This is a genomic window from Kiloniella laminariae, from assembly GCF_027214005.1.
GTDB classification, from domain to species: Bacteria; Pseudomonadota; Alphaproteobacteria; order Kiloniellales; family Kiloniellaceae; genus Kiloniella; species Kiloniella laminariae_A.
On the sequence record NZ_JAPWGY010000002.1, the window covers coordinates 171,414 to 187,390 of the forward strand.

A 15,977-nucleotide genomic window follows, 5' to 3' on the forward strand; every position below is an offset into this window, starting at 1 on the left:
GGTCAAAACAATCACTTGAATATATAATTTCAAAAAATCTTTATATTATGAAAATTAATTCCCGATGCGACAGGAAGGTGACAGCTTCCGCCTGTAATGTATCTGCAATGGATAGCAGACCGCGCTTAAAAAAATAATAAAGCGGTCCGGGAGGAATGAACATAGGTCGGAAAGGTAACTTTCTGGCGACATCTGCCTCTACGGCTGGGACAAGGTTCCAGCGGTCTGATGTTCATCAAACAGAACAAACAGAACCGGAGGCCTTTTATGTTTGGCAAGAAATCAAAAATATCACGACGCTTCATGCTTTCAGCTGCCGCAGCAGTCATCAGCCTTGGAGCTGCTCTCCCCGTATCTACTCTTTCTGCCGCAGAAGTTGAACAGATCCACTTTCTTATCCCCGGCGGTGCCGGCGGCGGTTGGGATGGCACGGCTAGAGGTGTTGGTGAAGCCCTGACAAAATCAGGCCTGCTTGGCTCAGCGTCTTATGAGAACATGTCCGGTGGTGGTGGCGGGAAAGCCATTGCCCATCTGATCGAAACAGCCGAACGTCAGGGCGACACCCTGATGGTCAACTCGACACCAATCGTTATTCGTTCCCTGACCAAAGTCTTTCCTCAGTCCTTCCGCGACCTGACATCTGTTGCTGGTGTGATCGGTGATTATGCTGCTTTTGCCGTTGCTGCAGATTCAAAGTACCAGTCTTTCACTGAAGTTGTTGCTGATTTCAAAGCCGATCCGAACTCAGTGAAAATTGGTGGTGGTTCAACCCGTGGCAGCATGGACCATCTCGTTGCCGCGCAGGCTTTCAAGGCCGCTGGCGGCGATCCAAATGCTGTTAAGTACATCGCCTATGATGCAGGCGGCAAGGCCATGGCCGGATTGCTCTCGGGTGAAACGACAATTCTTTCCACAGGCCTTTCCGAAGCGCTCGAACTCGAAAGAAGTGGCCAGATCCGTATTCTTGGTATGACGGGACAAAACCGGATCAGCGATGCACCTGACGTACCAACACTGGCAGAACAGGGTATTGATTCCGTGTTTGTTAACTGGCGCGGCTTCTTTGCAGCTCCCGGAACGTCTCCAGAGAAGGTCAAAATCTACACTGACATGCTCGAAAAAATGTACGAGACAGCCGATTGGGAAACCGTCCGTTCCCGTAACGGTTGGGTCGAGTTTTATCGCCCAGGTACCGAGTTCACGACCTTCCTCGAAGAGCAAGAAGGTATTATTGGCAATCTGATGAAAGAACTCGGCTTCCTTTAAGTCTTTACTGGCTTAAAAGTTGACTGGAAGGAATGGAGACATGACTCTTAGTAAAGAAAAGCTCGGCGCCTTGTGCTTTTTTGTTCTGGCTATTGCTTATGGACTGCAAGCACAACAGATCAAGCTCTTGCCCGGCGATCAGTTTGAGGCATTTACCGCGCGTACAATGCCCTATGCACTGGCTTGGCTCACGGGTCTTGTCTCCTTTCTCGTCCTGATCCTTCCCCAAAAGGGATCAGGCGAGACCTTTAGCAAGGTTTTTAAAGGCCTGAACTGGGCACCAACGATCGTGATGATGATCCTGATGATCCTTTACGGCCTTGCCCTCACACCTTTGGGTTTTCTGCTGTCCACAGTTCTGTTTCTTGTTGCCGGCATTTATACGCTTGGTGAAAAACGCTGGAAAATCATCCTGTTGACAGCAGTTCCTTCAGCCGTCGGATTCTGGTTCATTCTTGTAAAACTTCTCAATGTTTATCTCGCTCCTGGTGAGATATTCCTTGCGCTCAATATAGGGGCATAATCATGCTGGACGGTATTTTACAAGGTCTGAGCACCGCCGTTTCCCCCGTCAATCTTCTGATGGTTTTTGTTGGCTGCTTTGCCGGGACATTTATTGGAATGCTCCCCGGTCTGGGACCAATCTCTGCGATTGCCTTGATGATTCCAATCACTTATGGCTTTGACCCTTCAACTGGCATGATCCTGATGGCTGGAGTTTATTATGGTGCGATTTTTGGCGGCTCAACCTCATCTATTCTGATCAACGCTCCGGGTGTTGCCGGAACAGTTGCGACATCATTTGATGGCTATCCTCTCGCCAAACAAGGGCATGCAGGCAAAGCTTTGGCTATTGCTGCCTACAGTTCTTTCAGCGGTGGAACCATCGCAGCAATCTTTCTTCTCATTGCCGCCCCGGCTTTGGCGTCTGTCTCACTTAGCTTTCAATCGGCTGATTATTTTGCACTAATGGTTCTTGGCCTGACCGCTGTTTCAGCCTTTGCCGGCAAAGGAAAGTTCCTGATCGCTGTCCTCATGACCCTGCTGGGTTTGATGCTGTCTACTATCGGAATTGATGAAACAGCCGGGCTTCAGCGCTTCACTTTCGGATCTCTAGACTTGATGGATGGTATCAGCTTCCTGCTGCTTGCCATGGCAACCTTTGCCCTGTCCGAAGCTCTTATGGTCATCCTTAAACCAGCAGCCCGCTCCAAAGAAGCGGAAGAAGCTACACGAGGCAAGCTCGGCAGCATGAAAGTGACAAAGGACGAGATCAAGGATATCGCCCCGGTTGTTGCACGAAGTTCGGTTCTTGGCTTTTTCATCGGGGTTCTGCCTGGAGCAGGAGCCACCATCGCATCTTTCCTCGCCTATGGCATGGAACGTAACTTTGCCAGTGCAAAAGAAAAATTGAAATTCGGCAAGGGCAGCCTGCGTGGATTGGCGGCCCCTGAAACGGCGAATAATGCTGCTTGTTCCGGTTCTTTTGTCCCCTTGTTAACGCTTGGTATTCCTGGGTCTGGCACCACTGCCGTTATGCTTGGCGCACTGATTTCCTATGGGGTTCAGCCTGGTCCGCGCCTGTTTGTCGAAAACCCGGCAGTGTTCTGGTCTGTGATCATTTCCATGTATATTGGTAATATCATTCTATTGGTGTTGAATCTTCCTTTGATTCCCTACATTGCAAGACTTCTGGCCTTACCCAAACAATTGCTAACGCCGCTGATCCTGTTTTTCTCTCTCGTTGGTGTCTACCTTGTCTCCAACAATACCTTTGATATTCACATCATGGTTTTTGTTGCAGCAATAGCAATTTTCTTCCGCCTGATCGATTTTCCGCTCGCGCCAATGCTCTTGGGTTTCATCCTGGGTGGCATGATGGAAGAAAACCTGAGACGGGCCCTGAACATCAACAATGGTGAACTGTCTTTCCTCTGGGAACGCCCTATTACAGCAGGAATTCTGGCGATTACCTTGTTAATCCTGCTCGCTCCGCTAGTTAAAAACATAAGGGACCTTCGCAACCAAAAGGCAAGTACTGCCAATGATGGCGAAGGTTAGAAAATGACAAGTTATGGAGCGATGCTCCGTTTCTTCCTGACCCTGCTGGTCGGGCTGATGGGGAGCCTGCTGTTCAAGTTAGCAGGTCTCCCCCTTCCCTGGTTGCTCGGTGCCTTGTCGGCAAGCGCTCTGGCTTCCCTTGCCGGAGCGCCTGTGGGAGTAACGAAACCAATCCGTCTCTGTATCATGGTTATCCTGGGTGTCATGCTGGGCGGCGCTTTCTCGCCGGAAGTTCTCGCTCATATCGGCGAATGGATTCCGACCTTGATTGCTGCAGTCTTTTACCTGGGGCTGATAACTTTCGTCGCCCAGATCTATTGTCGAAAAATTTTGGGGATGGACCGGATTACGGCCATTTTTTCCGGTTTTCCCGGTGGTCTTTCAGAGATGACCCTGCTTGGGGAGGAGGCTGGAGCCAATGTACAGGCCTTGACACTCACCCATGCCTGTCGCGTCGCCACCATCCTCCTTGCCATCCCCTTGTTTCTTACTTACTGGGCGGGCCTTGAACCAATAGCGCCAATACAAACCGGACCATTCTGGAACCTGCAGGATATTGCTTTCCTGATCATCACAGCCTTGGCGGGACTGGGTCTGGGTAGAGTATTTGGTTTCCCTGCCCACCACCTGACAGGGCCTCTGTTAATCAGTGCGATCGTCCATACAACCGGTTTGATTGATAACGAACCTTATGATCTTGTAAAAATAATCCTGCAGCTGACCCTCGGCAGCGCTCTTGGGGCTCGTTTTTCCGGTTACTCCTTCAGGCAGATCGGACGGATCATGCTCCTGGCAGTCGGTATGGCCTTTGTAATGATGGGCGTTACATTGCTTGTATCCGCCCTCTTGTCTCAGATTACCGATGCCAGTTTTGAAGCCCTTATCCTTGCGCTATCTCCCGGGGGGTTCGCCGAGATGACACTCGCCGCCCTTTCAATGGGAATTGATCCTGCCTTTGTCACAACACACCATGCTCTCCGGCTTTTGGTGATTGTCTTTATCGTGCCAGTCTTTCTGGCGAGGCTGTTAAAAAAACAAGCCCCGCCAGAAAAAATCCCTGAAGAAACCCCTGAAAACCGCAGGGAAAAACTCTAACCCTGCGGAATTGGAGATCTCATACGCGGCTGACATCAACCCCTTTACCATAACGTTTCTCGATCCTTGACTGTACGACTTCAAAGGTAACAGACAAGGCCCAGTAAATAAGGGCAGCCGAGATCAACATCTCCATATACTTGAACTCTGCCCGCCCGTGGGTACGTGCCATATACATCAGCTCCCAGGCTCCCAGTACCGACACCAGAGAGCTATCCTTGAGCATGGCGATGAACTGATTACCTGTTGGCGGGATAATCAGCCTGATCGCTTGGGGCAAGACCACCAGACGCATGACCTGCCCATCTTTAAGACCAAGGGCCTTGGCTGCTTCACGTTGCCCGGCCGGGATGGCCTGGATACCCGCTCTGAAAATTTCGGCCATGTAAGCGCCGTAACAAAGAGACAGAGCAATAATAGCAGCCGGGATCGGATTGATAATAACACCGATCTGGGGTAGGCCGAGGTAAATCAGAAGGATCTGCAGCAGAAGAGGCGTTCCGCGGAAAAAAGAGATGTAGAAGGTTGAAATCCCTAGGGCCATGCCACTGCTGGACAAGCGGGCCAGAGCGGCAAGCAAAGCCAGAATTGTCGAAGCAAAAATCGCAACAGCACAGATAAACACGGTCAGAGCCGCCCCCATCAGGAAATTGCTTTTCAGCCCCAGACCAAGAAGATGCGGCAAACGGGCCCAGATGTACTCATATGACAGATCAAAACTGTAGAAAAAGTACATGAACAAGGCGAACAGCTGTACCCAGGTCACAATCAACTGGGTACGGTGCGGGAATGTATTCACAAGGATGAAGTTACCGACAACCGCAGCCGCAATGGCAACACGCAACAGGCCACCCATCATATCTGGGCCTAAGGCAAGATCCGTATCTTTAAACAGATTGGAAAAATCAAAGCTCAATAAAACCAGATAAGCCCCAGCGAACAAAAACGACCGTCTTATCGACGGTCGTTCCAGTATTTCCATAAGGATATAATTCAAAGCTCAAAACTCACTGTGTCAGATCGCCGCCGTACCACTTCTCGGAAATTTTCGAAAGCGTACCGTCTGCATGCAAAGAAGAAACCGCTTCTTTGATCTTAGCGTTAAACTCTGCATCCCCCTTGTCTGTCGCAATAGCAAGTGGCTCCATGAACAGCGCTTCCGGGCCAATAATCTTAATCGGGTAACCGTTTTTCTGTGCTTCAAGAATTGTTGGCAGCGCTGTAAACGCCGCATCAAGACGTACACCATCACCTAGACGTAAATCATCCAGGGCCAAAACATCAGAATCGTAGGTACGAATGTCCGCATCATCGATGATATAGGAGAATTCAGGAACATCTTCAGCGTCAATCACGAGATCTTTTTTAAGATAGCTTTCATAGGTTGTCGAAACCCCGACACCGATCTTTTTACCCGAGGCATCGCTGGATTGAAGGATGGTCTCGTTCTTCTCATGCACGACCAGGGCAGCCGGTGTAAAATAATACACGACAGGAAAATCCAGCGCCTGAGCACGTTCTTTGGTCGGTGTCATAGAGCCAACAGACATATCCCAACGTCCAGCCCAACGTCCGGCTGTAATCACGTCCCAGCCCGGCGTTACGAATTCAGCTTCAACGCCCATTCTCTCGGCTATTGCGCGGCCAACATCAACATCAAAACCAACCAGGTTATTGTCAGCATCAATGGATGACTGCGGTGGGTATTCCGCATCGGTGGCAATAACCAGTTTTTTATTGCCCATTACCCGGTCCAGCGACTCTCCGGCAAAGGCAGAGGTTGCACTCAGAGCAACAGCACCAGCCAATAGTGCATACTTGAAAAGTTTCATTCCGTTTCCTCCCTGTGGATTTCCGGGACAGACGGGTTTTCCCGCTCTTTCGTCCTCAGCCCTCTCGCATGTTGTCAGCCAAAACTTTGATGTTCAGCCAGACAAACGATAGCATAGCTGAACGCACGTTCAACTAATAATTTTTTGAAGATCAAATATTGGTACATATTTCTAAAGATCAAAAGCACCTGAAACCAGACCGTCCACCCAGGCCTCACAGATACGAAGCCCCTCCTCAGGGGCAAAGGTCGCCGGATTCAGACACCATTCAAGCCATAACCCATCCAGCATCGCTGATAATCCAATCGCAGCCAGACGATGGTTAAAATCCGGGATGCCGGGATGATTAACCAAATCACACAGCATCTGTTCCAGCTGGGCACGAAACCCGGCATAGGTGCGATCATGCGATTGCCGAACTTTTTCCGATTTCTCTGACATGTTCCAGAAGACCACCCAGACCCTGAGTATTTTCTGATCCAGAATTTCTGAAGAAAAATATCCTTTGAAAAAAGCACTCATCCGTTCGCGTGGAGTACCTCCACTTTGTTCTACCAGCCGAACAACATACTGCAACAGATCTGTCGCCAGCTTTTCATAGGCGGCAGCAACAAGATCATCCTTGCTGGGATAATGATGATTGATCAAACCAATCGATATTCCCGCTTCAGCACTGATATTCCTTACTGAAAGTCCTTCACTCCCCTTCTGTTCCAGACAGCGCAGGGTGGCTTCTACCATTTCTTTTTTTCGTTCTTCGGGAATTTGACGGCGAAATTTTGGAGTATCAGTCATGCTGTCCAGAAAATTTGATCTTAACTGCCGCCAGTGTATTCACCATCCCCTGTAAAAAGAAAGGCTTGATGACAAGGAATTTACACCCGAGGGACAATTCAACTGTTGAACATTCGTTCAATTATGATATTTTCATCTGGAACCAGCGATCAACACCATAAAAGCGGTACAGAACAAAACACCTTGAGGCCCAGGACTTTTATAAAGGATTTTGAGATATGCGTCTTTCTCCCCTGACTGATCGGGTCACAGGTTCAGGAGCCTCCGCCTGGGATCTTCATAGCACGGCCTTACGCGAACAGGCTGCTGGAAAAGATGTCATCATCATGAGCGTGGGTGACCCGGACTTTGCAACACCAGACCAAATTTCTGATGCAGCCTGTAATGCCCTAAAATCAGGCGATACACATTATAGCGAAATCGTTGGGCGCGCCCCTCTGCGAGAGATCATTGCCAGAAAACACCAGGAGCAATCTGGCCAGCTCGTCACCGCAGACAATGTCATTGTTCTTGCTGGTGCCCAGTGTGGTCTTTTCACCGCTTCTCTCTGTCTTGCAACCGCTGGTGACGAAGTCATCGCTCTGGAGCCGATGTATATCACCTATGAAGCCAGCATCAGGGTCACAGGAGCAACGCTTGTTCCCGTTGCCCAAAAAGCAGAACAGGGTTTTCGGCCTGATATTCCCGCCATAGAAGCCGCGATCACGCCAAGAACCAGAGCAATTTTTCTGACGACCCCCAACAATCCAACCGGGGTTGTTTTGAAAAAAGATGAACTCGAGGCGATTGCGGATATTGCCAGGCGCCACGATCTCTGGGTGATTTCCGACGAGGTTTATGCCGATCTTATTTTCTCAGGCCAACACATCTCAATCGCTTCCCTCCCCGGTATGGCCGAACGCACCGTTACAATCAGCAGTCTGTCAAAATCCCATGCCATGACAGGCTGGCGGGTCGGCTGGGCCATCGGCCCGGTCAAGCTTATCCAGGCAATGGAAAAGGTTGCTCTGTGCATGCTTTACGGTTTACCCGGCTTTTCCCAACAAGCTGCATTTGTTGCTCTGACGGACATGGCGGATGAACCTGCACGTATGAAAGCCATATACCAGCGCCGCCGCGATCTCGCGCTAGAATGCCTTGAAGCTGCTCCCGGTCTTATCAGCCACTGCCCCGAAGCAGGAATGTTCCTGCTGGTTGATATCAGATCAACCGGGATGGACAGCAATGACTTTGCCCATCAGTTATACAAAGAACAAAATGTCTGTGTTCTGGATGCCTCACCATTTGGCCCGAGCGCAACAGGCCACATAAGACTGTCCTTCACTCTCGGAGAAGAACAGATCGCCGAAGGCTGCCGCCGCATTGCCAGTTTTGCCAATGCTCAACAGGCTGTAGCCTGATCACCCGGCTGGAGAAAAAAGCATGATCACTCTTGGTGAGTACCTGATAAAACTTCTGGAATCCTATGATGTCGAGCGGGTTTTTGGCATCCCCGGCGTTCATACTGTAGAACTGTACCGGGGTCTGGCAAATTCCCGCATTCGCCATCACACCCCCCGACACGAACAGGGGGCAGGATTTATGGCCGACGGTTATGCCCGGATGAGCGGGAAACCCGGTGTCTGCTTTACCATCACAGGACCGGGCCTGACGAATATCGCCACGGCAATGGGACAGGCCTATGCTGATTCCATTCCCATGCTGGTTATCTCCGGGGTAAACAAGCTCAAGGATCTTGGCCACGGCAATGGTAACCTGCATGAACTGCCCAACCAGTCAGCCTTTGCAAGCCAGGTCTCTGCTTTCAGCTATACCATCACCACACCCGATGACTTGCCACAGGTAATGGCCCGTGCTTTTGCTCTCTTCGAAGGCGCACGTCCCCGCCCTGTCCACATCGAAATCCCCGTCGACCTCATGTCCGCGTCTGCAGATCATCTTCCCCTGCCACGACGCCAAATATTGGCCGAGCGCCCCGGTCCAGCGATATCAGGTATCAAACAGGCTGCAGAACTCTGTAGCAAAGCCAAAGCACCGCTGTTGATTGTAGGTGGTGGTGTAAAAAGCAATATTGCTGTGGTACAGGAACTGGCCGTAGCTTTGGATAGCCCGGTAATCATGACCATCAATGCCCGGGGTGTTCTTTCAGGCAATCACCCCCTCGCCGTCCCAGCCAGCCCATCTCTGAAAGCCGTCCGGGAGCTGATAAAAACCGCTGATCTGGTTGTTGTATTGGGCAGTGAAATAGGCCCCACAGATTTTGACATGTACGTAGACGGCAATTTCTCGATCCCCGGAACTCTGGTCCGGGTTGATATCGACCCCGTTCAACTCCAGCGGAATATCACCCCTGACCTGGCCCTGATCGGCGATGCAGTGCAAGCATCTAAAGACATACTTTCCTGCTTTGATAAAGGTGACATAGCCCCCAAAGATCGTTCCGGGGCAAGCAGAGCAGAAAAAGCCTGTGCAGAAGCAAGAACTGAGCTATCTCCACAGATGAACCAGCAGATCAACTTTCTGCAGAAAATCACCACCGCCTTGCCCGGTGTCGTGATTGTTGGTGATTCCACCCAAGCCGTCTATGCCGGAAATCTGTATTTTTCGCCTGATCGGTCACTTGGCTGGTTCAATTCCGCCACAGGTTTCGGCACGCTGGGCTATGCTCTGCCAGCTTCAATCGGGGCCAAACTGGCCTGTCCGGAACGCCCCGTTGTCTGTCTGACCGGTGATGGAGGTCTGCAATTTACCCTTGGCGAGTTGGGCTCGGCAATCGATGCCAATACACCAATCATCATTCTGGTCTGGAATAACAATGGTTATCAGGAGATCAAAACCTACATGGAAGACAATGCCATTGTCCCTGAAGGTGTTGAGCTGACCACCCCTGACTTTCCAGCCATTGCCAGAGCCTATGGCCTAGAGGCAGAACACCTGCACACAGCCGTTGATCTTCCAGACAGGCTTAAAAGTGCTTTAACTTCAGGTAAGCCCACCTTGATCCAGATCGAAGAACACTTGTTTTCATAAAAACGTCCTGCTTCCAGGAAATTTGCGCGAAAAGGCCCCAAACTTGGGGCCTTTTCAATTCGTCATCCGGATCTGGGTTCTTATTCAGAAACCAGGACACGTCCGCCAACTGCTGGCGTTACCGGGCTGTGAGCAGTGATATAATCTGCAAGTGCATCTTCAAGATTTGGTCCAAAGTCATAAGCATCAATTGCTTTTTCAGCCAGAACACTATAGCCATCACCGCCGTTACGGACATAATTGTTGGTCACCATGCTATAGACCTTGGCTGGGTCAAGCGGCACAAAACCATCTTTATCGTTACCAACTTCAACTGAAACAACACGGGCACCAGGTTCTGCTTTGGGGTTCCATGTATAGCGGGCACCGGCAAGCTGAGGGAAACGTCCAGCGCCTTCCTCGACCTTGGACAGGCCATTTTCAAGGGCAGTGATAAAGTCCTCACCCTTGAGCTTGAAGGTTGCAATGGTATTCTGGAATGGCAAGACCGTCAGAACTTCGCCCATTGTTACAGGGCCCTCATCAATAGAGGCCCGAACACCACCGCCATTCTGGAGCGCAATTTCAACCGAACTGTCTTTTTCCCGTACCCGTGCCAACATCGCATCAGCAACAAGGTTGGCCATTTCGCACTCGCCTGAACGGCAGGCATTGCGATCACCGTCAATCACCTTCGAGGCAACACCAACTTCACGCTTCTGGATTTCTGCCAAAGGTTCATTGAGTTCAGCAATACGCGCCTTCATCACCGCATTTTCAGGGAAAGAACTGTCAAGCAAGACAGAATCACCTGACCAGCCAGTGACATTCCCGGCATCATCAAATGTCAACTCCAGCTCGCCCATAAACTTTGAATAGGCATAGGCCTGAACAATCGGAACAGCCTTTCCATCGGGTGCTGTAACAACAACCGGATAGGGACCTTCCGCTTTTTCATCGGAGTTTGACAACAAGGTGTGGCTGTGTCCGCCAACAATGACATCAACACCAGTCAACTGGCTTGCAACAACTTTATCCCGAGGCACACCGAGGTGACTGAGCAGGATAATCTTGTTTACGCCCTGAGCTTCCATCTGGTTGACAATCGGCTGCACAGCACGGGCGGTGTCAAAAAAGCTGATTTCCGAGCCTGGGCTTGATGTTTCGTCGGTATCTTCGGCAAGAGCACCAATAATACCTATCTTTTCGCCTGCCCGGTCCAGAACGATCGATGTCGGGAATTTTCCACGCAGTTCTGATTTCTGGGAAGCAATCGTATTGGCGCTAATCACCGGAAATTTTGCCTTGTCCAGAAATTCGAGAAAAGTTCCAGGACCATCATCAAATTCATGATTGCCGATAGTCATGGCGTCAAAACCAGTCATGTTCATCAACTCGACAGCGGCTTGCCCTTTATACTTGGTATAAAAAAGTGATCCCTGGAACTGGTCCCCTGCATCAAGGACGAGAACATTTTTACCAGCAGCCTGCAGCGCCGCTCGACGGTCATTGAGCGTCTGGGCAACGCGGGCAAACCCGCCGAAGCATTTGCCCTCGGCAAGGTCTTCTGCACCGCAGGTTGAATCATATTTGTTGACCGGCAGAATTCGGGAATGCAAATCGTTGATATGGAGAATGCTTAAAGAGTAGTCAGCCTGTGCTGAAGCTGCAAAAAGACAAAGACCGGCAGCAAGGCTGGCAACACCGGTAAGATGCTTTTTCATGAGAGACTCCCAAAGAAAGTTATTCTTGTTTTAAGAGAGAAAGACTAGGCATCTTTGCCGCTTACGTCCATCCCTTGATATCAAATCGATCCTGAATAGATCTGCCCTCTTATAGCGAAAAGAGCTGCAACGTATCCGGGGCAGGCCAGTTTTTAACAGCCTGCCCCGAGACAACGGAACTATACGATAGCAAACTGATCTTATTTGATCATATCAACAACGGCGTGACTCCAGGCACCTTCCGGTTGTTTCGTTATAACCGGATCAGAACCTCCCCCCAAAAGGGTGGCAACAGTCCGTTCATAATCAGCAGGATCAAGTTTGCCGTCAGACCCGGCTGTCAGCTTGTTGATTTCACCCATCATGCGAACCTGATGTTTTTCCGTCTGGGCGCCGGTGCCGTCGTTCTCAAGAACAATCAACGCAGCTTCTTCCGGATTTTCACGTGCCCATTCCCATCCTTTCATGCTGGCAGAAACAAAGCGCGCCATCTTGTCCACAAAGGCCGGATCTTTCAGGTTATCTTCAAGCACATACAGACCGTCTTCCAGGGTTGCAACACCCTGTTCCTCGTATTTGAAGACAACAAGTTCATCTTCGGGAACCCCGGCATCAATAACCTGCCAGTATTCGTTATAAGTCATCGTGGAAACGCAATCAGCCTGCTTCTGGAGAAGCGGATCAACGTTGAAACCCTGCTTGAGAACGGAAACACCATCTGCACCGCCATTGGTCGGAATGTCGAGTTTCGACATCCAGCTCAAGAATGGATACTCATTCCCGAAGAACCAAACCCCCAGTGTTTTGCCCTTGAAATCAGCAGGGCCTGTAATGCCGGTTTCCTTGCGACAGGTAAGCATCATGCCCGATGTCTTGAACGGCTGGGCAATATTGACCAGTGGCACACCCTTTTCACGTGACGCCAAAGCAGAAGGCATCCAGTCAACTATCACATCAGCACCACCACCTGCAATCACCTGTGGAGGGGCAATATCAGGACCACCTGGCTTGATGTTCACGTCCAGATCAACGGCTTCATAAAAGCCCTTGTCAGCCGCCACATAATAGCCGGCAAACTGGGCCTGTGTAACCCACTTGAGCTGCAGGTTTACTGTGTCAGCCGCAAATGCGGATCCTCCGGCAACCCCAACCGCCAAAGCAACCGCACCTAGTAACAGTTTTTTCATTATACTCTCCCTGTTGTTGGTTCCAGCCATTCCTCAGAATAAATCCCGCTAGATGTTGTCGGGTTCATCCGTTACGGAAAGATGGATGCCAGAATGTGCATGCCCGCTCAATTACGTTCATGACACCATAGAACGCAGTTCCTGCCAGAGCAGCCACTGCAATTTCAGCCCAGACCATATCAACATTCATACGGCCCACTTCGGTTGAAATACGGAACCCCATTCCAACGATGGGTGTCCCGAAGAACTCCGCAACGATAGCACCAATCATGGCTAGGGTAGAATTGATTTTCAAAGCGTTAAAAATAAAAGGCAGGGCTGATGGCAACCGCAGCTTGATCAGACTTTGCCAATAGCCTGCTGCATAGGTTTTCATCATGTCCTTTTCCATCTGTGAAGAAATGGAAAGTCCGGCGACGGTGTTCACCAGCATCGGGAAGAAAGTCATGATAATCACCACGGCCGCTTTCGATTGCCAGTCAAATCCGAACCACATCACCATGATCGGAGCAACCCCGATGATCGGCAGGGCACTGACCAGATTGCCAATCGGCAACAGTCCCCGCTGCAGAAAAGGCACCCGGTCAATCAGGATTGCGGTCAGGAAAGCAGAGCCACAGCCCAGAGCATAACCGATCAGGACTGCCTTGAGAAAGGTCTGCTGGAAATCAGCCCAGAGGATTGCTGTCGAGGCAGCAAAACGTACACCGATCATACTGGGTGGAGGCAGCAACACAGTTGGCACACCAAACCCGCGCACCAGAATTTCCCAGAGAAGAAGCAGCCAGACCCCAAACAACACAGGAACGACAACGCCATAAAGCCGTTGCAAGGAAAGTGTCTTCGGTTTCTTGGCAGACAGCTGATCAACAAAGATCCATGCCGCCAGCCAGGAAGCCATCACCAGACACCAGTAACCGGACTGCAGATCCTGATCAGCAATATCCAACCGCGCGAGAAGATACCACGCACCAGCGTGTGGCAGAACCAGCATAAGAATATCAGCAGCCCTCCCCGTCAGCTTTCCGCTGATTATTCCGGTTGCTGCGGCAATCAAGACCAGTGCAAAAAACAACAACCCGGTATCATCCCAAAGGGAAAGCGATATCCCTGCAACGTTGCCCATGGGCAAAACAAGCGCAAGCAGGCACAGAACAGCAGCCATCAAGGCAAGCGTATTGCGAAACGTCATCATTGCGCCATCCCCATTCGCTTGAGAACCACCTTGTTGGCCAGACCAACCAGAGAGACCAGCACAGCAGCAAGAAGCGCCGCTGCAATCAGAGCCGACCAGATCTGTACGGTCTGCCCATAATAAGAACCGGCCAGAAGCCGGGCTCCCAGCCCCTCAACTGCGCCAGTCGGCAATTCCCCAACGATGGCACCAACGAGACTGGTCGCAATCGCCACTTTCATACCGGTAAAGAGGAAAGGCACAGAAGAAGGCCAGCGCAGCTTCCAGAAAAGATCCCAGTTCGAAGCATTGTAGGTTCGCATCAGATCAAGGTGGATTGTTTCAGGCGACCGTAATCCCTTGACCATACCAACCGTAACCGGAAAGAAACTCAGATAGGTCGAAATAAAGGCCTTGGGCAGCAATCCCTGTATGCCAATGGCGTTGAGAACCACGATAATCATCGGGGCAATCGCGAGGATGGGAATGGTCTGGGAGGAAATAATCCAGGGCATCAGACTTTTGTCCAGGCTCCGGTTATGGACAATACCCACCGCCAGAAGAATCCCCAGAACGGAACCGATACCAAAGCCCATCAGGGTCGAAGACAGCGTGATCCAGGCGTGATAGACAAGACTGCGCTTCGAGGTAACTTTTGTGAGTACCGTTGTCTTGTAGAGTTCAGCCGCGACTTGATGGGGAGCGGGCAATACCGGTCTTTCCTGCGCCAGAGTATCCGTAATCAGCTGACTGGTGGTCCACTCAACATTCCCCCGGGCATAGATATCTTTCTGGAAAGCTGTGTTCAGCATCACAGCCGAGCCATACCAGATCCCAATAATGGCACAAACGACCACGATCACAGGACCGGTTTTGCCCGACATCAGAGTACTCCAGATGCTCTCGCGTCTCGAGTGTCCCGAAGACAGCAAAGCATCAGTCGTCATAGCTGTGTCCTTCCCTCAGTCCCTCGCGTACCCGGTGGGCGATGGCCAGAAACTCTGGGCTCTCGCGAATATCCAGAGAACGATCTCGAGGGAGATTACAGTCAATGACATCATAGATACGCCCGGGACGCGGTGACATGACTACAATCTTCGATGACAGGAATACAGCTTCGGGAATTGAATGCGTGACAAAGAGGACCGTTTTGTTTGTCTTGTCCCACAAGCGTAACAACTGCTCATTCAGATGATCCCGGACGATCTCGTCCAGTGCCCCGAAAGGCTCATCCATCAGCAGCAGCTCCGGGTCAAAAGACAGGGCCCTGGCAATAGAAGCCCGTTGCTGCATGCCGCCCGACAACTGCCATGGAAATTTTTTTTCAAAACCGGCAAGGTTAACCAGTTCCATATTTTTGCTAATTCTCTGTTGCCTCTCGGCTTTTGGATAGCCCATGATTTCCAATGGCAGACCAATATTCCCTGCGATTGTTCGCCAGGGATAAAGGGCTGCGGCCTGAAAGACATATCCATAATCCCGGTTTAGCCGGGCCTCTTCCGCCGATACACCGTTAACCAGCAAACTGCCCCCGGTAGGCTGTTCAAGATCGGCAACCGCCCGTAGTAATGTCGTCTTGCCACAGCCTGAAGGGCCGATAAAAGAAACAAAATCTCCCCGCCCGATCGAAAGGTCAATCTCTGACAAGGCGTGAACCGGACCATCATTGGTCTCGAAACTCAAAGAGAGATTTTTGATCTCGACTACCGGGGATACTGCCTTGTCTGTTGCCATTGAATTTTGTTCCATACCCATCTTGTCAAGCTGACTAAAGCCGCTGTTTTGAACGCCGTTCTTTGCGTCCGCTTGCGAAACCTGCAGCATGGTTTAACTC

At 50.8% G+C, this 15,977-nt stretch carries 14 protein-coding genes; 6 read left to right on the top strand and 8 right to left on the bottom strand.

Annotation, left to right across the window (positions count from 1 at the left end):
- Positions 1 to 267: 267 nt before the first annotated feature.
- The 4 genes from O4H49_RS05525 to O4H49_RS05540 are packed head-to-tail and all read left to right on the top strand — an operon-like array spanning position 268 to position 4,422.
- Positions 268 to 1,266: a tripartite tricarboxylate transporter substrate binding protein gene (locus tag O4H49_RS05525; RefSeq protein ID WP_269422440.1), complete on the top strand. Its 999-nt coding sequence runs from the start codon at positions 268 to 270 to the stop codon at positions 1,264 to 1,266.
- A gap of 40 nt (positions 1,267 to 1,306) precedes the next feature.
- Positions 1,307 to 1,789, top strand: a complete 483-nt coding sequence (locus tag O4H49_RS05530) for a tripartite tricarboxylate transporter TctB family protein (protein WP_269422441.1) — start codon at positions 1,307 to 1,309, stop codon at positions 1,787 to 1,789.
- A 2-nt stretch (positions 1,790 to 1,791) separates the two neighbouring features.
- The gene (locus O4H49_RS05535) at positions 1,792 to 3,327 is read left to right on the top strand and encodes a tripartite tricarboxylate transporter permease (protein ID WP_269422443.1); all 1,536 of its coding nucleotides are present in this window, start codon (positions 1,792 to 1,794) and stop codon (positions 3,325 to 3,327) included.
- A 3-nt stretch (positions 3,328 to 3,330) separates the two neighbouring features.
- Complete coding sequence (locus tag O4H49_RS05540) at positions 3,331 to 4,422, top strand: AbrB family transcriptional regulator (protein ID WP_269422444.1); 1,092 nt, start codon at positions 3,331 to 3,333, stop codon at positions 4,420 to 4,422.
- 19 nt (positions 4,423 to 4,441) lie between these two features.
- Here O4H49_RS05540 and O4H49_RS05545 read toward each other — a convergent pair whose 3' ends face one another.
- The 3 genes from O4H49_RS05545 to O4H49_RS05555 all read right to left on the bottom strand — a co-directional run bounded on the left by O4H49_RS05545 (position 4,442) and on the right by O4H49_RS05555 (position 7,049).
- Entirely contained in the window at positions 4,442 to 5,281 is an 840-nt protein-coding gene (locus tag O4H49_RS05545) for an amino acid ABC transporter permease (protein ID WP_269422445.1), read from the bottom strand.
- 148 nt (positions 5,282 to 5,429) lie between these two features.
- Positions 5,430 to 6,254 carry a transporter substrate-binding domain-containing protein gene (locus O4H49_RS05550; protein WP_269422446.1) on the bottom strand — a complete coding sequence of 275 codons (825 nt, stop codon included), beginning with the start codon at positions 6,252 to 6,254 and terminating at the stop codon, positions 5,430 to 5,432.
- Positions 6,255 to 6,425: 171 nt separating this feature from the next.
- On the bottom strand, positions 6,426 to 7,049 hold the full coding sequence (locus O4H49_RS05555; RefSeq protein ID WP_269422447.1) for a TetR/AcrR family transcriptional regulator: 624 nt from the start codon (positions 7,047 to 7,049) through the stop codon (positions 6,426 to 6,428).
- Between the two features lie 218 nt (positions 7,050 to 7,267).
- Between O4H49_RS05555 and O4H49_RS05560 the strand changes: the two genes are divergently transcribed.
- Together O4H49_RS05560 and O4H49_RS05565 are read left to right on the top strand one after the other, a co-directional pair.
- Positions 7,268 to 8,449 carry a pyridoxal phosphate-dependent aminotransferase gene (locus O4H49_RS05560; RefSeq protein WP_269422448.1) on the top strand — a complete coding sequence of 394 codons (1,182 nt, stop codon included), beginning with the start codon at positions 7,268 to 7,270 and terminating at the stop codon, positions 8,447 to 8,449.
- A 22-nt stretch (positions 8,450 to 8,471) separates the two neighbouring features.
- Complete coding sequence (locus O4H49_RS05565) at positions 8,472 to 10,079, top strand: 5-guanidino-2-oxopentanoate decarboxylase (protein ID WP_269422449.1); 1,608 nt, start codon at positions 8,472 to 8,474, stop codon at positions 10,077 to 10,079.
- Between the two features lie 80 nt (positions 10,080 to 10,159).
- Here the strand turns inward: O4H49_RS05565 and O4H49_RS05570 are convergent, their stop codons facing one another.
- From O4H49_RS05570 to O4H49_RS05590, 5 genes are all read right to left on the bottom strand, one after another.
- Positions 10,160 to 11,782: a bifunctional metallophosphatase/5'-nucleotidase gene (locus O4H49_RS05570; RefSeq protein ID WP_269422450.1), complete on the bottom strand. Its 1,623-nt coding sequence runs from the start codon at positions 11,780 to 11,782 to the stop codon at positions 10,160 to 10,162.
- A gap of 200 nt (positions 11,783 to 11,982) precedes the next feature.
- Entirely contained in the window at positions 11,983 to 12,969 is a 987-nt protein-coding gene (locus O4H49_RS05575; RefSeq protein WP_269422451.1) for an ABC transporter substrate-binding protein, read from the bottom strand.
- A 64-nt stretch (positions 12,970 to 13,033) separates the two neighbouring features.
- Positions 13,034 to 14,164 carry an ABC transporter permease gene (locus O4H49_RS05580; protein WP_269422452.1) on the bottom strand — a complete coding sequence of 377 codons (1,131 nt, stop codon included), beginning with the start codon at positions 14,162 to 14,164 and terminating at the stop codon, positions 13,034 to 13,036.
- Positions 14,161 to 15,027 (bottom strand): ABC transporter permease, encoded by an 867-nt coding sequence (locus O4H49_RS05585; protein ID WP_269423088.1) that lies wholly within the window; start codon positions 15,025 to 15,027, stop codon positions 14,161 to 14,163. Before O4H49_RS05585 ends, O4H49_RS05580 begins: the two co-directional genes overlap by 4 nt.
- 52 nt (positions 15,028 to 15,079) lie before the next feature.
- Complete coding sequence (locus O4H49_RS05590; RefSeq protein WP_419715210.1) at positions 15,080 to 15,967, bottom strand: ABC transporter ATP-binding protein; 888 nt, start codon at positions 15,965 to 15,967, stop codon at positions 15,080 to 15,082.
- Between the last annotated feature and the right edge of the window lie 10 nt (positions 15,968 to 15,977).